We start from the raw sequence: 23,172 nt of genomic DNA on the forward strand, positions 1-23,172 counted from the left end.
CAACACGGTTAAGGGTTAGTCAATGCGCCAAGTCTCGTGAGAAAAACTGCGCGAAGCCTTGGATTATAGCCTAATAAGACCTCAATCGCCAAGCCCATCTTTTTTAAGCTTTCCCAGCACCGCAAACGGGTTGGGCTTCTCGACCTCCTCCGCCACGAAACCGGTGTCAGCGACTGACATTTTGACCGGCTGAGGGCAAACGTCATGCTTGGGTGCAGTGGGCATGTCCATCAGCAACTCGTCCTCTGCCAGCTCCATCAAATCGAATGTGCGGCTCAAAACCAATACATCTTCCTCGGACTCCTCATCTTCGATCTCCGCCAGTTCTTCGGTCGCTACAAACCGGAAATCACGCTCAAATTGGACTTCAACATCGACCGGTCCCAGGCAACGCTGGCAGGTCAGCGCAATCGTCGTATGCGCAGCCAGATGTACCCAGGCCTCGTCCACGCCAGCGGCATCCGCCTTGACACTACCCTGCGCCTCAAAGTGCAGCAGATTCTCTGCGCCAACGCCCTTGGACTCTTCGATCAGACGGCCAAACTTGGCCAAACGTTCTTCGCCCGCAAGCGTTCCGCCCTCCTTCGCGAAAGCAGCAATATCCAGTCGACGAGGGTCCTGCAGATGTTTCATGACCACAGTGTAAGAGAATCAGGCCATGGATATTCCCGCACCACGCCGCCTCATTTTGGGCTCCACTTCGGTTTACCGCCGCGAGCTCCTGTCCCGACTGCGCATTCCTTTTGATGTGGAGGCTCCGCACGTTGACGAGTCCTCGTTGCCTGGCGAAACGCCGCTCGTGCTGGCCCAGAGGCTGGCTTTGTCTAAGGCTCAGGCCGTAGCGGCCCGTTTTCCCGATTGCGTTGTGATTGGCTCTGATCAGGTTGCCGATCTGGACGGCAAAGCGTTGGGCAAGCCCGGCAATTTCGAACGGGCATTGGCGCAGTTGCAGGAGATGCGCGGGAAAACCGTCGTGTTTCAGACCGCGCTGGCTGTCGTCTGCCAGGACACTGGTTTCTGCCAGCAAGACGTGGCGCCCGTACGTGTAACGTTTCGCCACCTCACCGATGACGAGATCACCCACTACCTGCATGCCGAGGAACCTTACGACTGCGCGGGCAGCGCTAAGAGCGAGGGCCTCGGAATTGCTTTGCTGGAGAAAATCGACAACGACGACCCCACTGCGTTGGTCGGCCTTCCATTGATCCGCACGGCCGCTATGTTGCGCGCAGCAGGCATCCCACTATTGGCTAAAGCATGACCGCCAGGCCCGGAACCCTGTACCTGGTCCCTGCGCCGCTGGACTTTGGCTGCGACAGCCAATCATCCTTGAGTGACAGCATGCCTGCCGGCACATTGACGGTCGCCGCAACCCTGCAACACTGGGTCAGCGAAAACGCCAAGTCCACACGTGCTTACCTGAAGCGGGTAGCAGAAATCCACCCTTTGGCCGCGCCACTGCAAGCCATGCAGATCCAGGAATTACCCCGCGAAGTGCATAAAAAGGGCGACCACAGTGGTCAGTTTGATGCGCGCCCCCTGCTGAAACCTGCGCTGGATGGGCATTCCATGGGGCTGGTCAGTGAAGCGGGTATGCCAGCCATCGCTGACCCCGGCTCATCGGTGGTGCGCGCGGCACACGATCTGGGTATTCCTGTCGTGCCGCTGGTCGGCCCGGTGTCCATCCTGCTGGCGCTGGCTGCCAGCGGACTCAACGGGCAAAATTTCGCATTTGTAGGCTACGTGCCGGTAGCTCCCGATGAACGCGCAAGCCGGATTCGCGAACTGGAAAGTCTGGCACTTAAAACCGGCCAGACGCAACTCTTCATCGAGACGCCTTACCGCAATCAGGCATTGTTGCAAACACTGCTGCAAAGCTTGCAACAGAACACCCGACTGGCAACCGCCAGCGGATTGACGCTGGCCACGGCGCAATGCCGAAGCGATGGGGTCAAAGGCTGGAAAAAGAACGGATGGGTGCTGGACAACAGCACGCCGACCGTGTTTGCTATAGGTCGCTAGCGGATTGCGGGGGCAAGCTTGAGTGTGCGTGCCATCGATTCACCCACCGATGCACCAAAGCGCTTGGCCAAGCGTTCGGCCACATTGTCGCGGCGGGTGTAGTCCACCAGATCTTCGGCCTTGACGATTTCACGCGCCACAAAATCCACATTGCCCAATTGGTCCGCCAGCCCCATCTCAACGGCCTGCTGACCGGTCCAGAAAAGGCCACTGAAAGTCTCCGGGGTTTCTTTCAGACGGGTGCCGCGACCTGTTTTGACTACCTTGATGAATTGCTGGTGAATCTGGTCCAGCATGGCCTGCGCAAACACACGCTGCTTCTCGGTTTGCGGGCTGAACGGGTCCATGAAACCTTTGTTTTCACCGGCTGTCATCAAACGCCGCTCGACGCCGATTTTGTCCATCAACCCGGTAAAGCCAAAGCCATCCATCAACACGCCAATGCTGCCGACCACGCTGGCCTTATCGACAAAAATCTGATCCGCGCCAACAGCGATGTAATAAGCGGCCGACGCACAAGTCTCTTCCACCACCGCATACACCGGCTTGTTGTGCTTGGCACGCAGCCGGCGGATTTCGTCATTGATGATGCCGGCCTGCACCGGGCTACCGCCTGGTGAGTTGATCAGAAGCACCACCGCCTGTGCGCCCTGGTCTTCGAAAGCGGCTCGCATCGCTGCTACCACCAGTTCGGCGCTGGCATCGGTACCCGATGCAATTTCACCCTTGATTTCCACCACCGCGGTATGCGGTTTGGTGACATCCGTTGCTGGCCCGCCGCGGCTCAGACCAATCCAGATCAACAAAACGAAAAATCCCAGCCAAGCCAGACGAATGCCATTGCGCCAGCGCCGCGCTGCGCGCTGCTCCACCAGCGAGGCCATGGCCAGCTTCTCCAGCGTAGCGCGCTCCCAGCCTTGCGCTTGAGATACGCCAGTTGCTTCATTTTTGATAGCTGCTTGCGCACTGTCTGCGGGCGTTTGGGGCGAATTTGATTCGTACATGGTTAAAAATCTACGGGTTTCAGGGTGGGGGCAGTATGCCAGTGCACTACGCCATCGTGTTCTGTGAGGGCGATTTTGACCAATCCGCCTCGGCACGGGCCGCCTCGACATTCGCCAGTGCGGGGTGAATAGGTGGCGCCGTGGGTTGCACAAATCAAGGCATGGCCCGTCAGGTCAAAAAAGCGGTTGGGCTGGTAGTCCATCTCCATGGGCACATGGGAACACTGGTTCAGATACGCATGGGCTTCATCGGCATAGCGGATGGCAAACGCTGTGCAGGTACGCCCGCAATAGACCACGTCAAATGGCACTGCCTCGCCGCTGTTGACGAGGTCGCGCGAGTTGCACAAGGGGATGATGTCAGCCATTCGCCATCAACCACGCATGCAACTCGGCCACCGAATGCGCCACGAACCGGGGCTGCAGTGCGTCAAACGCAGCGGGTTCGTGCGCGCCGTAGCTCACACCTACACTGGCGCAACCAGCGTTCAGCGCCATTTGCAAATCGTGCGTGGTGTCACCAATCATCAGCACACGTTCACGGGGCACGCCGAATTCCTGCATCAGCTCCAGCAGCATTTGTGGATGCGGCTTGCCCGCCGTTTCATCCGCAGTGCGTGAACCGTCAAACAGGTTTTTGAGTTCCACCGCGTGCAGCGCTTCGTCCAGCCCGCGGCGGTTCTTTCCGGTGGCGACAGTCAGCAAGTGCTGGCGTGCGCGCAAATCTGCGAGCATGGGCAATACGCCGTTGAACAGGCAAATGTCGTTCTGGTGTTGGCTGTAGTGGTGCCGGTAGCGGGCGCCCAGTTCGGCATATTTTTCCTGCGGCACATCGGGCGCGGCATGGGCCAATGCCTGCATCAGACCCAAGCCAATCACAAAGGAGGCTTCTTGGTCGCTGGGTACCTTGCCGCCGACGTCGGCGACTGCCAACTGAATACTGCGCGTGATGATGGCGGTGGAGTCAAACAGCGTGCCATCCCAATCGAAGGCAATCAAATCGAACTGACGGGTGCGTGGAGTGGACGGACTCACGATGAACTCTCAGGAAACGGGTATGTGCCGGGCAAAACTTGCTCCACGTAATCGGCGAGCTCCACTGGCAACTCAGCCGCGAGATGGATGGCCTTACCAGTTTTTGGATGGCGGATTTTCAGATTCCAGGCATGCAAAAACATGCGCTTGAGCGCTTTAGGGCCAACGGCTTTAGCTCGGTCCTTGTTCCACTCAAAGTCACCGTATTTGTCGTCTCCGGCTATCGGGAAACCCTCGGACGCCAGGTGCACACGAATCTGGTGCGTACGGCCGGTTTTGATCGTCACTTCCAGCAGGGACAACTCCTTGGAGGCGGCCCGCACCTTGACCAGCGTCAGCGACGGCATGCCATCCGGGTCGTCCTTTGAAACCACCTTGACACGCCGCTCACCCTCTTCGCCGTTTTTTCCAGCCAGCAGGTATTTGTGCAGCGGCTTGTCCAGCACCTTCTTGTTAGAGGGCCAATGGCCCAGCGCCATCGCGAGATAAGTCTTGCCGGTTTCCCGTTCGCGGAATTGGTTTTGCAGGTCTTTGAGCGCACTGCGCCGCTTGGCGACCAGCAGAATTCCACTGGTTTCCCGGTCCAGCCTATGCACCAGTTCCAGATAGTCGGCGCCCGGACGCGCCATGCGCAACTGCTCGATGACTCCAAAACTGACGCCGGAGCCACCATGGACGGCCACGCCTGCAGGTTTATTGATGGCCAAGAACCATTCATCCTCGTACAAGACTGGAAAATCCCGTGCGGGCGCGGAACCCGATGCCGCATGTTGGGCCACCTGCTGGGCCATCGCCTCGGTCTTCTCGGCCGCCCGTTCGGACACCCGAACCGGCGGTACCCGCACCACATCCCCGGCTTGGATGCGCGTATCAGCGCTGACCCGTCCCTTATTAATACGCACTTCACCACTGCGAATGATGCGGTAAATATGGGTCTTGGGAACGCCTTTGAGCTGTCGCATCAGGAAGTTGTCCAGGCGTTGCCCGGCGCTTTCCTCGTCCACGGTGACCAATTTGACGGGAGGGCCCGCAGGCGCGGGATTGCCCCCTATAATGTGTTTCACTAGCGTTGTGCCGTAAGTGGTTGATTTGTCTGGAGTTTAGTCCACAGTCTGCCCCCGGCCTCGCTGGAAGGTCGATGCCGCCAGGAAGACCCGCCCGCAAGTCACATGCCAAATGCCTGTGATGGCCCGCAGTCTCCTTGGCCAAGCCGACGAATTGAAACTCTGAAACGGAATACCCAAAGTTCGCAGGCAGCCGTCTGCGAATGGAATGAAACGAGATGTTTGTGTTGTTGTGCCTGATGACTCTTTGCCTGCCCAGCGTATTCGCTGCGGTTTTTGGCATGAATCGGCCTGCAGCGCCTGCAACAGCGGCGCAACCAGCTATTAGTTTGATAGCAAATTCACAAACGCACTCCCTCGTCCCCATCCACGCGCCTACGCTTAGTCACCTTCGGTGACACAAAGCTCCCCGGCAATTCCACCGCGTTTCGATTCGTCAGTCAGGCACCGTTAGCCCATCTCGGGCATGTGTTAACTGAAGAAGGATGCAATCCATGAAACGGATGCTGATCAACGCCACGCAGGCTGAAGAACGCCGCCTGGCCATTGTCGACGGACAAAAACTCCTCGACTACGAAATCGAAATCGAAGGGCGCGAACAGCGCAAGGGCAATATCTACAAGGCCGTCGTCACACGCGTCGAGCCCTCCCTCGAAGCCTGCTTCGTGGACTACGGCGAAGACCGCCACGGCTTCCTGCCGTTCAAGGAAATCTCAAAGACTTACTTCCAGCAAGGCGTCTCCGCCGGCAACGCCCGCATCCAGGATGCGATCCGCGAAGGCCAGGAACTGCTGGTGCAAGTGGAAAAAGAAGAGCGTGGCAACAAGGGCGCAGCCCTGACTACCTTTGTCTCGCTGGCTGGCCGCTATGTGGTCCTGATGCCCAACAACCCCCGTGGCGGTGGCGTATCGCGCCGCATCGAGGGCGACGACCGTGCCGAGCTCAAAGAAAACATGGACCAGTTGGAATACCCCAACGGCATGTCCATCATTGCGCGCACCGCCGGCATCGGCCGCAGCGCGCCAGAGCTGCAGTGGGACTTGAACTACCTATTGAAGCTCTGGACCGCCATCGACGGCGCTGCCAAGGGCGGCAAGGGTGCGTACCTGATTTACCAAGAGTCTTCCTTGGTGATCCGCGCAATCCGCGATTACTTCAACCACGACATCGGCGACATCCTGATCGACACCGACGACGTGTACGAACAAGCCCAGCAGTTCATGGCCCACGTGATGCCCGAACACGCTGCCCGCGTGAAGCGCTACCGTGACGACGCTCCGCTGTTCAGCCGCTTTCAGATCGAACACCAGATCGAATCGGCCTACGCCCGCACGGTGCAGTTGCCCTCCGGCGGTGCCATCGTGATCGACCACACCGAAGCCTTGGTGTCCGTGGACGTGAACTCGGCCCGCGCTATCAAGGGCGGCGACATCGAAGAGACTGCTACTCGTACCAACCTGGAAGCCGCTGACGAAGTAGCACGCCAGATGCGCTTGCGCGACTTGGGTGGCCTGATCGTGATCGACTTTATCGACATGGAAGAGTCCCGCAACCGCCGCGAAGTGGAAAACCGCTTGCGCGACGCGCTGCGCCAGGACCGCGCCCGTGTGCAATTTGGCACCATCTCCAAGTTCGGCCTGATGGAAATGAGCCGACAACGTCTGAGGCCTGCGCTTAGCGAAGGTGCTTCGATTCCTTGCCCACGTTGCGGTGGCTCTGGCCATATCCGCGACACAGAATCCAGCGCTTTGCAGATTCTGCGGATCATCCAGGAAGAATCGCTGAAAGACAGCACTGCCTCAGTGCTGTGCCAGGTTCCGGTGGATGTTGCTTCGTTCCTGCTGAACGAAAAGCGTTCCGAAGTCGCCAAGATCGAACTCAAGCAGCGTATCAACGTGTTGCTGGTGCCTAACAAGACACTGGAAACGCCCAACTACAAGCTCGAACGCCTGAAGCACGACGACCCACGTCTGGACAATATCGAAGCCAGCTACAAGATGGCTGACGTGGTGGAAGACCCCACTTCGGTGACGCGTCGTTCGCAAGAGCCGACCAATAAGCAAACGCCGATCATCAAGGGCGTTTTGCCGGATGCACCTGCGCCGATCGCTCCGCCCAAGCCAGAGCCCGTCAAAGCACAGGCGCCAGCCCACGTCGCCCGGCCTGCTGCCAAAGCAGCGCAAACGCCCGCAAGCAAGGGCTTCATTGCCTGGATCAAGGGTCTGTTTGGTGCAGAAGAGAAGCCCAAGAGCACAGCCCCAGTAGCTGCCCCCAAGGCAGACGACAAGCGCGATGGCCGCCAAGGCAGCGGTCGTGATGGCAACCGCAATGGTGGTCGTAACGAAGGACGCGGCGATCGCGGCCCACGCGGCGAAGCGCGTCCGGAAGGCCGTGGCGAAGGTCGCAATGAGGGTCGTAGTGATGGGCGAGGCAACCGCGGCGGCCGTGGTGGTCGCGGTGGCGAACGTGGTGAGCGCCAAGGCGCAGGCCCACGTGAACGCCAGGATGCGGAAGGCCGTACCCAGGAAATGAACGTGTCCGCACAGGCACCAGTGGAAGCTGGAACGCCAAATGCTGGCAATGGCCGTGGTGACCGCGGTGGTGAGCGTGGCGGAAACCGCAATGAACGCGGTGACCGTGGGGCGGAGCGTGGCGGTGAGCGCGGTGGTCGTCAGGGCCGCAATGGCCCTCGCCCAGACCAGGCTCCGCGTGAAGACGCAACGGGTGAAGCGAATGCAATGGACACCAACGTCCAGCGCGCCGATGCCAACCCAAGCGACGCAGAAGGTCGCCCGGAAGGCCGCGAAGGCGGCCGCAGCCGTGGTGGACGCGGACGTGGACGCCGTGACGAGCGCGGCCCACGCCAGGAGGGTGCGGAGCAGCAACCGGGTGCAGCTGAAGGCGCACAAACCCAACTGGGCTTTGCCGATACGGAACCAACCCGCGACGTGCAGAATGCTGCCGAGACCACAGCGCCAGCTGACGGCGGCAACGACAACCGCGAACCCCGTGAAAAGCGCTCACGCGATCGTTACGGTCGTGAACGCGGTCCCCGTGGAGATCGCACCGAGCGTTCTGACGAACCTCGCCAGAACGCAGACGCGGCGCCTGAAACCCAAGCTGCGCAGCAGCCGGCTGCAGAACGCGTAGCGCCTGTTGCAGCACCCGTAGCAGCGCCAGCCGCCGCAGCGTCGGCCATGCCCAAGGTCACCACGTTTGAGTTGCCCAAGGCATCACTGGAACAAGTGGCCCAGCAATCCGGTCTGCAATGGGTCAATTCGGATCCCCAGCGCATTGCGCTGGTGCAAGCGGCAATTGCTGCTGAGCCCAAGGCCATTCACGTGCCCCGTGAACGCCCCGAGCCAGTCACTATTGACGAAGGTCCGCTCGTCCTGGTTGAAACTAAACGCGATCTGAGCAATATGACACTGCCGTTTGAAGAGGCCACAAAAGCCTGATCTTCGCGGCGCTCAACAAAAAGGGACTCTGACGAGTCCCTTTTTTTATCTGAACAGTTGGGGGTCAGAAAATATCAACCGCCCCCACCTTGGGGGCATCGCCAAAGAATCCTTTGCGTACCAGATCCGCATGGCTACAAGCCTTGTTGCGGCCGTTGTTCTGAGCGTAATCCACGGCCCGCTCCGCGCGCTCCAGCGCGGTGCTGGGCGAATCGTCTGCAGTCACCCGTGTGAACCCCGCACAGACAGTCACACGCCCCGCTTGCGGGAAATTGAACTTTTCGATGTTGGCACGAAAGCGTTCAAATGCGGCCAGCACCAGGGCCTCATCCGGGCAATGCATCAACACCGCAAACTGCTCTCCACCAAAGCGGTACAGACGGTCGTAGGTTCTGAACGTATTGTTCATGATGCGCGCAACCAAGAGCAACACCTCCTCGGCAATCAGGTGTCCGTTCTTGTCATTGAGCAAACCAAAATTGTCTACGCTGATCGTGCCCAGCCAGTAATTGGGCGGCACACGGTGGCGGCGTTCCTGACCTGGAAGCAAAACCGCTTCGGCTTCTTTCTTTGCGGCTTCGCGGCCTTCATCCAGCTCCTCCAGCACGGCACTGTAAAACGTATCGTCCAGCGATTTACGGTTCAGCAAACCCGTGAGCGCATCGCGGTCACTGTAAGCCAGCAGGTTATACATATTGCGAAATACGTGCTGCACATCGACGATGGCACCCAGTTGGCCTTGCGACAACGCAAAAGCGGAATGGATCTCCAGTACACCTTCTTCTTCAATGTGGGTATCAGCAAACAAGGGAAAATAATTGATGCGCGGACCATCGTCACCAGCCCAGGCAAATTCCACCTGCTCCCGACTCAACAAGCAGTTGAAGCGTTGGCGGTTGTCATCGAGCAAAGGCAGGGTTGCAAAATCAATGCGCAGCGGATCCACGACTTTGCCACCCCCCTTGTGATCCAGCGTGGCAATCTCCAACCAGCGCTTCACGCCCTCTTCGCTGACCGCCCGCGCAATAACCACGCGTTGTATGGGCAGCAAGTCAATCAAGGCTTTGGACAGGGTCAACTCCAGCAAGTCACGATCCCTGTGGTCGGTCAACTTGATGATGTGCTCAGTGATGGTGGCCATAACACCATAATAGCCCTGAATCAGGGATTCGTCATCAGCACAAGTGTGGTCTCTAACACTCCGTCGCTTCACGGGTCGCTGCCCTCAAGGATTTCAATTTTGGCCTCGCCGCACTATGTGAGCCTTGGGGTGGCCTTGCGGAAAACTCAGCGTCTGACGGTCTCTTGCAGCGCTGCGCGATAGGCCTCTGTCGCCGCCTTCGCATCCTGTCGCTGCTCGGCCATTTCGGCCAGCGCGCTCCACGCGTCGCGTCGCAATTCGGAATCCTGCAGCAGGGACAGTGATTGCTTGAGCAATTGCTGCGCCTTGCCCCATAAAGACAGACGCATGCACACCACTCCAGCCAGATACTGCAATACCGGATCGCGTGGGTTGGCCATCTGAGCCTGCTCAATCCGGCTCAACCATTGCGCGTCGGGCACGTCGCCTGAGCTGCCAAAACTGCGCTCCAGCACACGCACCAGTTGCACCCGCTGCGGCAGAGGCAGGCTCTCCTGGCCCTGTGGATGTTTCACCATCGCGTCCCAGACTGGCAATAACCACTCGCGACATTGCGCGGCAACACCACCCAATACCAGCAGTCGGCTCGCAGCCTCCATCGCAACTTCGGGCAGCTGTTGCTCCGACTTTTCCAACACGCCCCAGACGCGCTGAATCTGCACGGGGTCGTGCGCGTTGCGCAGCATCTCCAACGCCAGGCCGCGCGCAATGCTGCGCCCTGCGACTTCTGAAAAGGCACGGTGTTTGGTCAAAAGACGCACGGTCTCAAGCGCAACGCGCGACTTGCCAGCCAGGCGCGCGGCCTTAAATCGAAGGCGCATCGCCAACGTGCGGCGTGCGGCGCCCTGTGGCAGCCGGTCCAGCCAGTCCATCGCGGCTGGCGCATCCCGGTCATCAAAAGCCCAGCGGGCGGCGCGCAAATGCACGCCGTCGCGCACATCCTGCCCGTCGCGGTGCTGGGCATGGCTCAGCGATTGCTGAAAATGCAGATCGCGCAATGCGCGATCCTGCACCGCATGCGCACTTTCTGCGGCGACCAGATGTGCCATTGCGCGCAGCCTGCCCGCATAAGACAAGTGTTCGCCGCTCTTCGTCACTGACTCTTCCAGCGTCACCAGATGTTCCGCCGATTTACGGGCCCGCACAAAGCGCCCCGACACCAGATGCGACAGCGACTCCAGCAAGGCGGCCTGTATGGCACGTTCTTTTTGCTGCAAACGCCACTGACGCGCCTGTTGCGGAATATTCCACAAGGCCGACAGCGCGCGCAGCGCATAGTGCAACGTCACAAAGCCGACTATCAATGTCAGCAATACAAAGTTGAGTGACAGGTCCACGCGGTAGGGCGACCAGTACAGCGTCACCGATCCCGGGTTATTGCCCGCAAACAGCGCTGCCGCCACCGCGATCGCAAAAAGGGCCATCAGCCACAATGCGGCACGCATGGCTATCGCCCCGCAGCCGCTGTGGCCAGCGCAGCCAGGGTTTCGTCGACCCGCGGCAGTTCCAGAGACTTCATTTGGCTCTGCACTTGTTGCAACAGCGCAGCAGCTGTCTGGGTCTTGCGGGAGCTACCATCGAAATAGCGGGTGATGGCCACGGCGGCGGAAGCCAGATCCGAACGTGACGCATCGATCTGGCGCGACAGCAGGCCCAGCCGTGCGTTAAGCAATTTCAGCTTGAGGTTTTCACGCAGAAAGAAAGATTGCTCCGGAGACAATAGAGCAGCGTCGGGGTCCTCAATGCGGCTTACGCGCACCAGGCCGCGAATCTCTTCCCGCACCACGAGTCCAATGCGTGCCCACCAACTGGAGACTGACTCTTCCGGCTTCTTCTTCAGCGTATCGGGTGTACGGGCCAAAACTGCATTGGCCACCGGCAAATCGTCAGCCAATACCGACAGTTCGTCCAGCTTGACCAACAGTGCTGGCGTGTCGGCCAGTACAGTTGCCTTGATGCGTGCCACATCTCGTGCAATCGCACGCTGCAGCGGCGTCAGTCGCGGCTGGGCGGCCCGAGTAATGCGCAACTCGGCAGTCTTGAGCGCGGCAAGCAGAGGCTCGGCGCTGCCGGTCAATTGCGCTTGTTGTTGCGCCAGACGTATCGCAGATTCAATATCCACCACCAGGTTTTCATCGCGCGAGCGCGACAGGCTTTGCATCAGCTCTTCCAGTTGCGTACGCTGCAGCGAGACTTCGCTCAACCGCGCCTCAGTCACCGACAGTTTTGCAGAAGTTTCACTGGCCAAATCCAGCGCGTGGCGCGCGGCAGCCCGCGCATCCGCAGCCTGAGCTGTGGCGTCGCCGCTTTGTCGGGCGAGTTGCTCCTGAATGGATGAAAGCTTTTGCCACAGCAAAACACTGCTGGCCAGACCTGCTGCAGCCAATAAGGCCACGCCCACCAGCAACCGCGGACGCGAAGTGGAGACTGGCTGTGTCGCAACCGGCTCCGGTGCAAGAACAACGGGGACCGGGTTGTCGGATCCTGGGGTGTCAGTGGTCATTGCCGCGATTCTATCGATGCGACCAGCGCCGGGATGCTGGGACGTGACTCCAGCACATCACCAAAGCCCAATGCAAGCGCAGTATGGGCAATGCGCGAGTGGGTCACGATGGCGCGGGCTTGGCTCCATGTCTGATCGGGGCACAGCGCGGCCAAATTGCGAATGGCCTGCGAACTGCTGAACAGCCAGATCGAGCCATCGCTGGCTGCCTGCGCCGCCAATGCGCCGCGCTCGGCCGTCCACGTGGGGAGCTGGCGCTGATAGGCGACCACGAACTCCACTTCGCCTCCTGCTTCCATCACCCGTGAGGCCAACCAGTCACGCCCTGCGCTCTGCGCCGGATCATTACTCTCCGCGCCACGCACGATCAAAAGTCGAAACCCCGACTTCACCTGAGCTTGCACGACTTTCCACAACGCTTCTGAGTCGAACTGGTCTTCCTGCGCGTGCGGCGCATCGACCCATTGAGCGGCCACGCCCGCTTTACGCAAAGCGGATTGGCTGCCTGGACCTGTAACAAAGGCGCGCAGTGCTTTGGGGCTGCGGCTTGTGAAAAAGAGACTGTCGTCAGGGCGGGAAGCAAAAAAATGCTCGACCGCATTGCCACTGACAAACATCACAGCGTCAAATCCCGTCAGACGATTCCAAACCTGTACCAGCGCTTGTGGTTCAGGTGGGCCGATCACCGCGATCAAAGGCATGGCCATCGCTACGAAGCCCAGCGAGGCCAATGCATCCACCAGTTTTTGTGCCTCCCGCTGCGGACGCGTGACAAGTACCCGCATGTGCATTAGCCCAAGCTTGCGACGCGCGCTTGCAGTTCGCGCGCCACTTGGGTGCCTAGCGAATCCGCCGCAGAGATATCGGCCACCGCACCCTGCGCATCGGCCAGAACCAGCGTTTTGACACCATCGGGATCGCCCCAGGCAGCGCGAATATTCATCACACCACCGTTTTGCGTAGCGAAGGCAGACAGTGGCATCGAACAGCTCGCCCCCATGCCGCGGCTCACAGCCCGTTCAGCGGTTACTGCCAGCAACGTAGGGATGTGCATCAGCGGTGCCAGTGCCTGCAACACGTCGGCGCGTCCAGTACAAATCTCAATGCCCAGCGCACCCTGCCCTGCAGCAGGCAGCATCGCCTCTGGCGCCAACGTGCAGCGAATACGCTCCGGCAAACCCAGGCGTTTCAGGCCAGCTGCCGCCAACACGATGCCGTCATATTGACCTTCGTCGAGCTTGCGCAGGCGGGTATCGAGGTTGCCGCGCAGGGATTCGATCCGCAAATCGGGGCGTTTAGCACGCAACCAGGCGACACGGCGCAGGCTGGAGGTGCCGACCACAGCACCCGCAGGCAGCAGTTCCAGGCTGGCGTACCGGGAAGATACCCAAGCGTCGAGCGGGTCTTCGCGCTCCATCACGCAAGCCAGCTCAAAACCTTCGGGCAGGTCCATGGGAACATCCTTGAGCGAATGCACGGCCAGATCAGCGCGGCCATCGGCCAATGCGGTTTCCAGTTCCTTGACGAACAGGCCCTTGCCCCCGACCTTGCTCAATGACCGATCCAGGATCTGGTCCCCGCGCGTCGTCATGCCGAGCAGCGTGACCTGATGGCCCTGTTTTTCGAGGCAGGACTTGACATATTCAGCTTGCCAAAGCGCCAGCCGGCTCTCGCGTGTTGCAATCGTAAAGTGGCCCAAAGCGGTAACCTGTTGGTAATAGTCCAGTAGCCTTCAATGCTAGCATGGTCACCATGAAAAACACGTCCGCCCCAACACCCGCAAAGCGGGCCAAAGACAACGAACGCCCGCTGGTGGAAGACATCCGGTTGTTGGGCCGGATTTTGGGAGACGTGATCCGCGAACAGGAGGGCGTGGAGGCGTATGAATTGATCGAACGCATCCGCACGCTGTCGGTCGCTTTTCGGCGTGATGCAGACCACGAAGCCGACAAAGCACTGAAGAAATTGCTCAAAGGATTGAGCGGCGATCAGACCGTCAGCGTCATTCGCGCTTTCACCTATTTTTCGCATCTGGCCAATCTGGCCGAAGACCGCCACCATATCCGTCGCCGCGCCGTCCATGAGCGCGCGGGCGATACCCAGGAAGGCAGCATTGAAGTCGCGGTGTCGCGCTTGCGCTGGGCTGGCATCTCCACCAAGACCATTGCCGCCACGCTGGCCGAGAGTTTCGTGTCGCCGGTGCTGACAGCCCACCCCACCGAAGTACAGCGCAAAAGCATTCTGGATGCAGAACGCGGCATCGCCCAGTTATTGGCAGTGCGTGATGAAATCAAATTGCGCGCCAGCGCCTTCGACGAGCGCAAGGACGCGCTGACACCGCGCGAACTGGCTGCCAACGAGGCGCAGATGCGCGCCCGTGTAATGCAGCTGTGGCAAACGCGTTTGCTGCGCTTTTCCAAGCTCACTGTCGCTGACGAGGTGGAAAACGCGCTGAGTTATTACGAATCCACTTTTCTGCGCGAGATTCCCAAGCTCTACGCCGAGCTGGAAGGCATGCTGGGTCAACACCCCGTGCACAGTTTCTTGCGCATGGGCCAATGGATTGGCGGCGACCGCGATGGAAACCCTAACGTGAGCGCGCAAACGTTGGAGTACGCCCTGCGCCGCCAATCCGAAGTGGCGTTGCGCCACTATCTGACCGAGGTGCACTTTCTGGGCGCCGAACTGTCCATTTCCGCGATGCTGGCTGACTGCACGCCCGATATGCAGGCGCTGGCCGAAAGCTCACCCGACCAGAGTGCGCACCGCATGGACGAGCCCTACCGCCGCGCACTAACCGGCATTTATGCGCGGCTGGCCGCCACCCTGAAAGAATTGACCGGCACCGAAGCGTCCCGCCACGCAGTGGCACCGCAAAACCCGTATGCACGCTCGGAAGATTTCGCGGCGGAACTTCGCACCATCGAAGCATCCCTGCAAGCTCACCATGCAGGCGCACTCTCCGAGCAGCGCCTGCATCCGCTGATCCGGGCAGTGGAAGTGTTTGGCTTCCATCTGGCGACCGTTGATTTGCGCCAGAGTTCGGACAAACACGAAGAAGTGGTCGCCGAACTGCTGGCCACGGCCCGCATTGAGACCAGCTATAGCGCACTCGATGAAATGGCCAAGCGCAAACTGCTGCTGGGTCTGCTCAACGACGCTCGGGCACTGACCGTGCAAGGCGCCGCGTATTCGGCGCATGCGGTCAGCGAGTTGGCCATCTTTGCTAGCGCCAAGCGCATGCGCCAGCGCTACGGATCGCAGGCCATCATCCACTACATCATCAGCCACACCGAAACCGTCAGCGACCTGCTGGAAGTGCTGTTGCTGCAAAAGGAAGTCGGCCTGATGCGCGGCTTCTTGAACGAAGACGGTGCTTCGTCGGCCACATGCGATCTGATCGTTGTACCGCTGTTTGAAACGATTGAGGACTTGCGCAACGCAGCGCCCATCATGCGTGACTTCTACGCCCTGCCCGGCATTGCCGATCTGGTGGTGCGCAGCGGTGGCGAACAGGACATCATGCTGGGCTACTCGGACAGCAACAAGGACGGCGGCATCTTCACCAGCAACTGGGAGCTGTACCGCGCCGAAATTGCGCTGGTCGAGTTGTTCGACCAGTTGGCTACGCAACGCAAGATCAAGCTGCGCATGTTCCACGGCCGCGGCGGCACGGTGGGCCGCGGCGGCGGCCCCAGCTACCAGGCCATTCTGGCGCAGCCTCCGGGCACGGTGCGCGGGCAAATCCGCCTGACCGAGCAAGGCGAAGTGATCGGCTCCAAATACGCCAACCCGGAAATCGGTCGCCGCAATCTGGAGACTCTCGTTGCCGCCACACTGGAAGCCACACTGCTTCAGCCCACCAAAGCCGCCAGCAAGGCGTTTCTGGATGCCGCAGCCCAGTTGTCGCAAAGCAGCATGTCCGCCTACCGCGCACTGGTGTACGAAACCCCTGGCTTTACCGAATACTTCTTTAACGCGACGCCGATCCGCGAAATTGCCGAGCTGAACATTGGCTCGCGCCCGGCGTCACGCAAGGCCAATCAGCGCATTGAGGACCTGCGCGCGATCCCCTGGGGATTCAGCTGGGGCCAATGCCGCCTGACGCTGCCGGGCTGGTTTGGTTTCGGCTCTGCCGTACAGGCCTTTATCAACGATGGCAAAGGCGCCTCTGCCGCAGAGCGCACCGCGCTGCTGCAAAAGATGTACAAGCAATGGCCGTTCTTCCGCACGCTCTTGTCCAATATGGACATGGTGCTTGCAAAGAGCGACTTGGCGCTGGCCTCACGCTATTCCGAACTGGTGACAGATGCACGCCTTCGCAAGCGGATCTTCACCGCGATCGAGGCCGAATGGCACGCCACGGCACAAGTGCTTGGCCTGATCACTGGGGAGAAACAACGCTTGGCGAATAACGCAGCTCTGCAGCGCTCGATCCGCCACCGCTTTCCGTATATCGATCCCTTGCACCATTTGCAGGTGGAATTGGTGCGTCGGTACCGCGAAGGCAAGGCCGACGAGCGCGTGCAACGGGGGATTCACATCTCGATCAACGGCATCGCGGCGGGCTTGCGCAATACTGGCTGACGTCGCGCTGGGGGCGCCCCCATGTACTGCGCCACACAGACGCGACCACGTCTTGCTTTAGACTGTGCAGACGGGCCATTCGGCCATTCCGGGGAAGCGCCTTGTGGCGCCCGGTAGAAGGAGCACGCTATGAAACAGAAAATTTTGGGGTTGGCGCTGTGCCTGCTGGCCTCTGTACAGGTCGTTGCGTTTGCACCACCCGCCCTGCCGTCGGCTGAGCTAAAGCCCGAAAAATACGAGGAAAGGGCGGCTCACGTCGCCGCCGAAATTCTTTCGCGGCACCACTACAAGCCCGCGCAGATTGACAAGGCAATGTCGGGGCAGATCTTCGATCGGTATCTGAAAGCGCTCGATGGCGACAAACTGTTCTTCATCCAAAGCGATATCGACCGTCTCGTCCTAGACAGGGACCGGGTCGGTGAAATGATTTTTCGGGAGGATTTGACGACGCCCTTTGCGATATTCAATCTTTACAAGCGCCGGGCCGTGGAACGCCTGAGCTATGCCCGCGGTCTGTTGCAAGGCCCATTCGATTTCACTTTGCAGGAAAGCATGAAGCTGGAGCGCAGCAAGCAGGCCTGGCCACAGTCAGAGGCCGAGGTGCGGGAGGTTTGGCGCAAGCGGGTCAAAAACGATTGGCTTGGCCTCAAGCTGGCCGGCAAGGATGACAAAGACATATTGAAGGTGCTGGACAAACGCTACGAAAGCACCATCAAGCGCATCAACAAAATCAACAACACCGATGCGTTCGAGACGTTCATGAACGCCTACACGATGACCATCGAGCCCCATACCAACTACATGGGCATACGGGCAGCAGAAGAATTCAATATCTCCATGCGCCTGTCCTTGATCGGCATTGGGGCCGTGCTGTCACAAACCGACGACTACACCACCATCCGCGAGTTGGTCGCCGGCGGGCCCGCCGGGCTTTCTGGCAAGCTCAAGGTGGGTGACCGCATCGTTGGTGTGGCCCAGGGGGATGAGCCTATGGTCGACATCGTGGGTTGGCGCCAGGACGACGCGGTGCAGCTGATTCGTGGTGCCCTGGATACCGTGGTCCGGCTTGAAATATTGCCCGCCGAAGCAGGCCTGGATGGCCAGAACAAAATAGTCACGCTGGTGCGCAAACCTATCAGCCTGAAAGAGCAGGCGGCCAAATCCACGATTGAAACCATCAAGGATGGGGCCACGACGCGTCGCATCGGCGTCATCTCGCTGCCCTCCTTTTATGAGGATTTTGCAGGTCGTAGTGCCGGCACCAAAGACTATAAAAGCGCCAGTCGTGACGTAGAGAAACTTCTGATTGACCTTAAAAAAGCCAAGGTTGACAGTGTGCTGGTGGACCTGCGAAGCAACGGCGGCGGCTCTCTGGCGGAAGCCATCGAGTTGACAGGCTTGTTCATTGGCAATGGCCCTGTGGTGCAGCAACGCAATGCGCAAGGCAAGATCTGGGTGGACTCGGCCAAGCGTGCCAAACCGGTGTGGGACGGGCCATTGGGCGTGTTGATCAACCGGGGTTCTGCATCGGCATCGGAAATTTTTGCGGCTGCCATTCAGGACTACGGTCGTGGCCTGATCCTGGGTGAGCCCAGTTTTGGGAAAGGCACTGTGCAAACCGTAGTTGACCTCGATCAGGTGGTACGCAATGGCAAACCACAGTTTGGTGGATTGAAGATGACCGTGGCTCAGTTTTTCAGAGTCAACGGGGGCACAACGCAGTTGCGCGGCGTGAACCCCGATATACGCTTTCCCGGGTATTTTGATGACGGCGAGTTTGGCGAATCCAGTGCCGACAATGCGCTGCCGTGGTCACACATTGGACAGGCCGAATATTTACCGCAAGGAGGCGTTCACGCCATTGTTCCGCAACTGTCTGCGAGGCACGACGTGCGAGGCAATACGGACAAGGCATTCAAGTATCTTCAGGAAGACATTACCGAGTACCGGCTGCAGCGCAAGAAAGCCGAGATTTCGCTGAATGAAGCCGTACGTCGCAACGAGCGCGACGCGCGCACGGCCCTTTTGGCAGCGCGCAAGGTTTCAGACGGAAAGTCCGGCAGCTCAGAATCGGACACCACAAGTACCGATGATGCGGTGGATACGGAAGACGGCGGTGTACCCCAGGATACAGCGCAAGAGAAAACAGCAAAAAAGCGCAAAGACATTTTGCTGCTGGAAGCTGCACATATTCTCAGTGACGCGGTGGGCCTCGCAAGCAGCCCCCGAATGGCAGCCAACGAGGCGGTACTCAACGATCGCAAAGTGAAGTAGGAAGCGCCTCAGCTACGGGGTACTGAGTGCCGATCTGCTATCCGTTGGCAATCAGCCCCCGCACTGCGGAGAGTTGCCGGCGGGACACGGAGAGCAACTCGTCCACACCGTGCAGTCGTACCGCCCATCCATCGCCCTCTTCCGCATCAAAGTGCTTCTCCAGCGCGTGCACGGCACGCCGCGCAATCAGCGCATTGCGGTGGATGCGGATAAACAATTGTGCGTATTTTTCTTCCAGCTCATTGAGTGAGCCATCGAGGATGTAACTGCGCGTCGCGGTGCGCACCGTGATGTATTTCAACTCTGCCTTGAAATACACCACCTGGTGCAAAGGCACGCGTTCTACCCGGGTCCGCTCCTGAATCAGCAGGGCTTCTTCCGGCTCCGTCACTCCTTGGGCGTCCTGGCGTGACTGCAAATGGCGTTGCGCCTTTTGCAGCGCGGTTTGCAGGCGCTCCAGGCGTACCGGCTTGGTCAGGTAGTCCACAGCGTCCAGTTCAAACGCCTGCACCGCATGTTCCGCGTGCGCTGTCACAAAAATCAGTGCTGGCGCCTGCGGCATTGCGCGCAAGGCCTGCGCCAGCGCGAGGCCATCGGCGCCAGGCATGTGGATATCCAGCAGGGCTACGTCAAAGGACTGGCGCTTCAGGTGTTCCATCGCCTGCACTGCGTTGGCGGCTTCGGCGTTTATGCAGACCTCCGGGTTTTTGCAGTCCCCCAACAGGGTTCGCATACGCGCACGCGCCAGACTCTCGTCGTCCACGATCAGCACTTTGAGAATCTGCGCGTTTGCTGTTTCACCGCTCATAGCGGAACCTCCATGCGCACCTGGTAGATACCCTCCTTCAAGCCACTGCGGAACTGGCCCTGCACGTCGTGGAGCAAGGCAAGACGGTCACGCACGTTGCGCAAGGCAACTCCATGGCCCGTTGCGCCCTGTCCGGAGGGCACCGTGTTGGTCACCTTGATGACCACCGTAGTACCGCGCTTCTCTGTGGAAATCTTGATTTCGGCACCCGTAGGGCTGGGCTCCACGCCATGGCACACCGCGTTCTCCACCAGCGGCTGCAACAACAGAGGCGGCAGGCGGGCGTTACCGGCAGCGGCGTCCAGCCGCCATTCCACCCTCAGGCGCTCGCCAAAACGAACCTGCTCGATGGCCAAATAGCGCTGCGCCAACGCAATCTCCTCATCCAGCGTGACCGATGCCCCCTGGTCTATCAGCGCGTGGCGGAACAGGTCGCTCAAGTCCTCCAGCAGGGTCTCCGCCTTGGCGGGCTCGGCCCGCACCAGCGCGATCGCGCTGTTGAGCGTGTTGAAAAGAAAATGCGGGCGAATCCGGGACTGCAACTCGGCCAGCCGCGCGGTGGTGTCGGCCGGCAGGCGCCCCTTTGCGCGCATCACCAGCGCAGCAACCAGAATGGAAGACACCAGCGCGCCACTCAGCGCGGTGGACAACCAGGGCGGGTTCTCCAGCAATTTGGCAAAGGCCAGCAAGCCACAACCATAGAGCGCGGCCAACATACCCAGCGCAATTGCGACCGCGTATTGCCACGCATTGGGCAAACGGGCTATGAGCCGTTTGGCAGCACAGGCACTGAGCAGCCAAGCCAGTGTGGCGGGCAACGCCGCTCCTGTGACAAGAGAGAACCGCCCAACCCAGTCCAGGAACCCGGATGCATCAAACATCACGGCAATACCCATCAGCACCTCGACAAACATCAGGGCCCGCAGCATCACTCCCATCTGGCAGGCATCAAAGACCAGTGCAGGCCCGGGCCTTGCAGGAGCTTCTGGCGGGCTCAGTTCCTGGAACGTCGATAATATTTGGGTGTCTTTCATGTCAGCCGGATTTTGACTCCATTCTTACTAACGCCCCGCCATGTCTCAAAACCAATTCGATAAAAAATCTGAAGCGTGGTCTGCGCTGTTCTCCGAGCCCATGAGCGATCTGGTCAAACGTTACACCTCGAGCGTGTTTTTTGACAAGCGCATGTGGCAGGCCGACATCGCCGGCAGTCTGGCGCATGCCGAAATGCTGGCCGCGCAGAACATCATCGGCACCGCTGATTACGCCGCCATCCAGAGCGGCATGGCCCAAATCCGGTCCGAGATTGATTCCGGGCTGTTCGAATGGAAGCTGGACCTGGAAGACGTGCACCTCAACATCGAGGCCCGCCTGACGCAATTGGTGGGCGATGCCGGCAAGCGCCTGCATACCGGCCGCTCGCGCAACGACCAGGTCGCTACCGATGTGCGACTGTGGCTGCGTAGCGAGATCGACCTGATTGCCGACCTGCTCATAGCGCTGCAAAAAGCTTTGGTCGAGGTAGCAGAGAAAAACGTCGAAGTGATCATGCCCGGCTTTACCCATCTGCAGGTCGCCCAGCCCGTCAGCTTTGGCCACCATCTGCTGGCCTATGTGGAAATGTTTGCCCGCGATGCCGAGCGCATGGCCGACGTACGCCGCCGCGTGAACCAATTGCCGCTGGGCGCTGCCGCGCTGGCTGGCACCACCTACCCGCTGGACCGCGAACGTGTCGCAAAAACATTGGGCATGGACGGTGTGTGCCAGAACAGTCTGGACGCCGTCAGCGATCGCGACTTCGCGATTGAATTCACCGCCGCCGCTAGCCTTTGCATGGTGCACATCAGCCGCATGAGTGAAGAGTTGATTCTGTGGATGAGCCAGAACTTCAGCTTCATCAAGATCGCCGACCGCTTCACCACCGGCAGCTCCATCATGCCGCAGAAGAAAAACCCCGACGTGCCCGAACTGGCGCGCGGCAAGACCGGCCGCGTGGTCGGCCATTTGATGGGCTTGATCACGCTGATGAAGGGCCAGCCGCTGGCCTACAACAAGGATAACCAGGAAGACAAGGAGCCGCTGTTCGATACCGTGGACACGCTCAAAGACACGCTGCGCATCTTTGCCGAGATGGTGGGCGGTCAAATCAACCCGGCGACCGGTCAGAAAGAAGGTGGCATCACCGTCAACGCCCAGGCGATGGAAGCGGCAGCACTGAAGGGCTATGCCACGGCCACCGATTTGGCCGACTATCTGGTGAAGAAAGGACTGCCCTTCCGTGACGCACATGAAACCGTGGCCCACGCGGTCAAGGCCGCTATCTCGCACCAGGTCGATTTGTCCGAACTACCACTGACCGTTCTGCAAGGCTTCAACCCGTCGATTGAGAAAGACGTGTACGACTGCCTGAGCCTTCGCGGATCGCTGAACGCACGCAACACGCTGGGCGGCACTGCGCCCGCGCAGGTGCGGGCGCAAATCGCCCGGCACCAGGCGCGCCTAGCGTAACCAATGCGTCACCTGCGGCTGTAACCAGAGCGCAAATGGCGCTTACATCGCGCGCCAGAAAATGTAATCAGCGCGGTAGGTAACTACCTGCTTTTGGCCCTCAACCATCTGGCCGCAGGGCGCTGCAGGGGCTACGCCACCTTCCGTCGCTACGCGCTGGATGTAGGCCACGCCTTGCATCGCGCCCATACCCATGGCCGGATTGGCTTTCACCAGTTGCAGCGGAATATTGCCTGTGCCATTTGGCGCTACGGCGACCTGGGTGCCAGTGACTTTGGATCCGTCGTTGCTCTCCCAGGTGGCAGGCGGGCCGTAGTATTTACCCACCAACTTTCCGCTGCGGTCCGCCAAGGGTGCCTCCGGGCCAACGAACACCCACTCATACTGCCCCGGCATGTCTTTCTTGGTACGGCACTGGTACGTGATGTTCCCGGCGGCGGCCGTCTCCATGCTCACGACATGGCTGGCGGGTACTTTCACGGCCTCAGGCAGGGCGGCCTGGCTAAACGGCGCTGGCTGAAGGCTCTGGCTGGCGCAAGCGCCCAGACCGGCAACGAGAATCAGGGGAGTGAAACGGCGAATCATCATGGCTGCTATCCTTCGAAAGGGTTGGTGAAAGCGCGCGCAACGGATGCGCCACGCTCTCCGTATACGCAGCAATCGCCCCGCTGGATTCAAAAATATTGCGGGGTGGACTGCAATCACGCACGCCATGTGGGTTTCAGGCTTGATGCAAACAGCGCCCTAGTCCATACTGGGTTACAACCG

The 23,172-nt window shown here is 59.9% G+C and carries 19 protein-coding genes; 6 read left to right on the forward strand and 13 right to left on the reverse strand.

What is annotated here, in order from left to right:
- Nucleotides 1–81: 81 nt before the first annotated feature.
- Nucleotides 82–633, reverse strand: coding sequence for a YceD family protein (locus AC1DV6_RS03340; RefSeq protein WP_477975111.1), 552 nt, complete (start codon nucleotides 631–633; stop codon nucleotides 82–84).
- 25 nt (nucleotides 634–658) lie between these two features.
- On the opposite strand from AC1DV6_RS03340, the gene AC1DV6_RS03345 reads away from it, so the two are divergent.
- Nucleotides 659–1,261: a Maf family protein gene (locus AC1DV6_RS03345; RefSeq protein WP_477975113.1), complete on the forward strand. Its 603-nt coding sequence runs from the start codon at nucleotides 659–661 to the stop codon at nucleotides 1,259–1,261.
- Nucleotides 1,258–2,022: an SAM-dependent methyltransferase gene (locus tag AC1DV6_RS03350; RefSeq protein WP_477975115.1), complete on the forward strand. Its 765-nt coding sequence runs from the start codon at nucleotides 1,258–1,260 to the stop codon at nucleotides 2,020–2,022. Before AC1DV6_RS03345 ends, AC1DV6_RS03350 begins: the two co-directional genes overlap by 4 nt.
- Here AC1DV6_RS03350 and AC1DV6_RS03355 read toward each other — a convergent pair.
- The 4 genes from AC1DV6_RS03355 to AC1DV6_RS03370 are packed head-to-tail and all read right to left on the reverse strand — an operon-like array spanning nucleotide 2,019 to nucleotide 5,125.
- A complete protein-coding gene (locus tag AC1DV6_RS03355; protein ID WP_477975117.1) occupies nucleotides 2,019–3,026 on the reverse strand; it encodes a S49 family peptidase in 1,008 nt (335 codons plus the stop codon). The two genes, AC1DV6_RS03350 and AC1DV6_RS03355, sit on opposite strands and share 4 nt — an antisense overlap.
- A gap of 2 nt (nucleotides 3,027–3,028) precedes the next feature.
- On the reverse strand, nucleotides 3,029–3,394 hold the full coding sequence (locus AC1DV6_RS03360; protein ID WP_477975118.1) for a Rieske (2Fe-2S) protein: 366 nt from the start codon (nucleotides 3,392–3,394) through the stop codon (nucleotides 3,029–3,031).
- A complete protein-coding gene (locus AC1DV6_RS03365) occupies nucleotides 3,387–4,061 on the reverse strand; it encodes an HAD family hydrolase (RefSeq protein ID WP_477975119.1) in 675 nt (224 codons plus the stop codon). The genes AC1DV6_RS03360 and AC1DV6_RS03365 overlap by 8 nt, the downstream gene beginning before the upstream one ends.
- Nucleotides 4,058–5,125 carry an RluA family pseudouridine synthase gene (locus AC1DV6_RS03370; protein WP_477975120.1) on the reverse strand — a complete coding sequence of 356 codons (1,068 nt, stop codon included), beginning with the start codon at nucleotides 5,123–5,125 and terminating at the stop codon, nucleotides 4,058–4,060. The genes AC1DV6_RS03365 and AC1DV6_RS03370 overlap by 4 nt, the downstream gene beginning before the upstream one ends.
- A gap of 494 nt (nucleotides 5,126–5,619) precedes the next feature.
- On the opposite strand from AC1DV6_RS03370, the gene AC1DV6_RS03375 reads away from it, so the two are divergent.
- Nucleotides 5,620–8,583 carry an Rne/Rng family ribonuclease gene (locus AC1DV6_RS03375; protein ID WP_477975122.1) on the forward strand — a complete coding sequence of 988 codons (2,964 nt, stop codon included), beginning with the start codon at nucleotides 5,620–5,622 and terminating at the stop codon, nucleotides 8,581–8,583.
- Between the two features lie 64 nt (nucleotides 8,584–8,647).
- On the opposite strand, the gene AC1DV6_RS03380 is transcribed toward AC1DV6_RS03375, so the two are convergent.
- From AC1DV6_RS03380 to hemC, 5 genes are all read right to left on the reverse strand, one after another.
- Nucleotides 8,648–9,724 carry a GGDEF domain-containing protein gene (locus tag AC1DV6_RS03380; protein WP_477975123.1) on the reverse strand — a complete coding sequence of 359 codons (1,077 nt, stop codon included), beginning with the start codon at nucleotides 9,722–9,724 and terminating at the stop codon, nucleotides 8,648–8,650.
- A gap of 146 nt (nucleotides 9,725–9,870) precedes the next feature.
- The gene (locus tag AC1DV6_RS03385; RefSeq protein ID WP_477975124.1) at nucleotides 9,871–11,169 is read right to left on the reverse strand and encodes a heme biosynthesis HemY N-terminal domain-containing protein; all 1,299 of its coding nucleotides are present in this window, start codon (nucleotides 11,167–11,169) and stop codon (nucleotides 9,871–9,873) included.
- A 2-nt stretch (nucleotides 11,170–11,171) separates the two neighbouring features.
- A complete protein-coding gene (locus tag AC1DV6_RS03390) occupies nucleotides 11,172–12,227 on the reverse strand; it encodes a uroporphyrinogen-III C-methyltransferase (protein WP_477975127.1) in 1,056 nt (351 codons plus the stop codon).
- A complete protein-coding gene (locus AC1DV6_RS03395; RefSeq protein WP_477975129.1) occupies nucleotides 12,224–13,012 on the reverse strand; it encodes a uroporphyrinogen-III synthase in 789 nt (262 codons plus the stop codon). The genes AC1DV6_RS03390 and AC1DV6_RS03395 overlap by 4 nt, the downstream gene beginning before the upstream one ends.
- 5 nt (nucleotides 13,013–13,017) lie before the next feature.
- Nucleotides 13,018–13,926: a hydroxymethylbilane synthase gene (hemC, locus tag AC1DV6_RS03400; RefSeq protein WP_477975131.1), complete on the reverse strand. Its 909-nt coding sequence runs from the start codon at nucleotides 13,924–13,926 to the stop codon at nucleotides 13,018–13,020.
- 53 nt (nucleotides 13,927–13,979) lie between these two features.
- On the opposite strand from hemC, the gene ppc reads away from it, so the two are divergent.
- Nucleotides 13,980–16,814, forward strand: coding sequence for a phosphoenolpyruvate carboxylase (gene ppc / locus AC1DV6_RS03405; RefSeq protein WP_477975133.1), 2,835 nt, complete (start codon nucleotides 13,980–13,982; stop codon nucleotides 16,812–16,814).
- Nucleotides 16,815–16,943: 129 nt separating this feature from the next.
- A complete protein-coding gene (locus AC1DV6_RS03410; RefSeq protein ID WP_477975135.1) occupies nucleotides 16,944–19,088 on the forward strand; it encodes a carboxy terminal-processing peptidase in 2,145 nt (714 codons plus the stop codon).
- Nucleotides 19,089–19,125: 37 nt separating this feature from the next.
- On the opposite strand, the gene AC1DV6_RS03415 is transcribed toward AC1DV6_RS03410, so the two are convergent.
- Nucleotides 19,126–19,896, reverse strand: coding sequence for a LytR/AlgR family response regulator transcription factor (locus tag AC1DV6_RS03415; protein ID WP_477975137.1), 771 nt, complete (start codon nucleotides 19,894–19,896; stop codon nucleotides 19,126–19,128).
- Nucleotides 19,893–20,930, reverse strand: coding sequence for a sensor histidine kinase (locus tag AC1DV6_RS03420; RefSeq protein ID WP_477975139.1), 1,038 nt, complete (start codon nucleotides 20,928–20,930; stop codon nucleotides 19,893–19,895). Before AC1DV6_RS03420 ends, AC1DV6_RS03415 begins: the two co-directional genes overlap by 4 nt.
- A 40-nt stretch (nucleotides 20,931–20,970) precedes the next feature.
- Here AC1DV6_RS03420 and argH point away from each other — a divergent pair, with 40 nt between their 5' ends.
- A complete protein-coding gene (argH, locus tag AC1DV6_RS03425; RefSeq protein ID WP_477975141.1) occupies nucleotides 20,971–22,404 on the forward strand; it encodes an argininosuccinate lyase in 1,434 nt (477 codons plus the stop codon).
- Between the two features lie 42 nt (nucleotides 22,405–22,446).
- Here argH and AC1DV6_RS03430 read toward each other — a convergent pair whose 3' ends face one another.
- Nucleotides 22,447–22,992 (reverse strand): DUF3455 domain-containing protein, encoded by a 546-nt coding sequence (locus AC1DV6_RS03430; protein WP_477975143.1) that lies wholly within the window; start codon nucleotides 22,990–22,992, stop codon nucleotides 22,447–22,449.
- Nucleotides 22,993–23,172: the final 180 nt, after the last annotated feature.

This window comes from Rhodoferax sp. P2_H8_2 (genome assembly GCF_056403235.1).

Coding starts and splice junctions, on each gene's coding strand:
- AC1DV6_RS03355 (WP_477975117.1), bottom strand. CDS start 3,026: ATGTACGAATCAAATTCGCCCCAAACGCCCGCAGACAGTGCGCAAGCA.
- AC1DV6_RS03390 (WP_477975127.1), bottom strand. CDS start 12,227: ATGACCACTGACACCCCAGGATCCGACAACCCGGTCCCCGTTGTTCTT.
- AC1DV6_RS03420 (WP_477975139.1), bottom strand. CDS start 20,930: ATGAAAGACACCCAAATATTATCGACGTTCCAGGAACTGAGCCCGCCA.
- AC1DV6_RS03380 (WP_477975123.1), bottom strand. CDS start 9,724: ATGGCCACCATCACTGAGCACATCATCAAGTTGACCGACCACAGGGAT.
- AC1DV6_RS03360 (WP_477975118.1), bottom strand. CDS start 3,394: ATGGCTGACATCATCCCCTTGTGCAACTCGCGCGACCTCGTCAACAGC.
- AC1DV6_RS03345 (WP_477975113.1), top strand. CDS start 659: ATGGATATTCCCGCACCACGCCGCCTCATTTTGGGCTCCACTTCGGTT.
- ppc (WP_477975133.1), top strand. CDS start 13,980: ATGAAAAACACGTCCGCCCCAACACCCGCAAAGCGGGCCAAAGACAAC.
- AC1DV6_RS03385 (WP_477975124.1), bottom strand. CDS start 11,169: ATGCGTGCCGCATTGTGGCTGATGGCCCTTTTTGCGATCGCGGTGGCG.
- AC1DV6_RS03415 (WP_477975137.1), bottom strand. CDS start 19,896: ATGAGCGGTGAAACAGCAAACGCGCAGATTCTCAAAGTGCTGATCGTG.
- AC1DV6_RS03410 (WP_477975135.1), top strand. CDS start 16,944: ATGAAACAGAAAATTTTGGGGTTGGCGCTGTGCCTGCTGGCCTCTGTA.
- AC1DV6_RS03395 (WP_477975129.1), bottom strand. CDS start 13,012: ATGCGGGTACTTGTCACGCGTCCGCAGCGGGAGGCACAAAAACTGGTG.
- AC1DV6_RS03375 (WP_477975122.1), top strand. CDS start 5,620: ATGAAACGGATGCTGATCAACGCCACGCAGGCTGAAGAACGCCGCCTG.
- AC1DV6_RS03340 (WP_477975111.1), bottom strand. CDS start 633: ATGAAACATCTGCAGGACCCTCGTCGACTGGATATTGCTGCTTTCGCG.
- argH (WP_477975141.1), top strand. CDS start 20,971: ATGTCTCAAAACCAATTCGATAAAAAATCTGAAGCGTGGTCTGCGCTG.
- AC1DV6_RS03430 (WP_477975143.1), bottom strand. CDS start 22,992: ATGATGATTCGCCGTTTCACTCCCCTGATTCTCGTTGCCGGTCTGGGC.
- AC1DV6_RS03350 (WP_477975115.1), top strand. CDS start 1,258: ATGACCGCCAGGCCCGGAACCCTGTACCTGGTCCCTGCGCCGCTGGAC.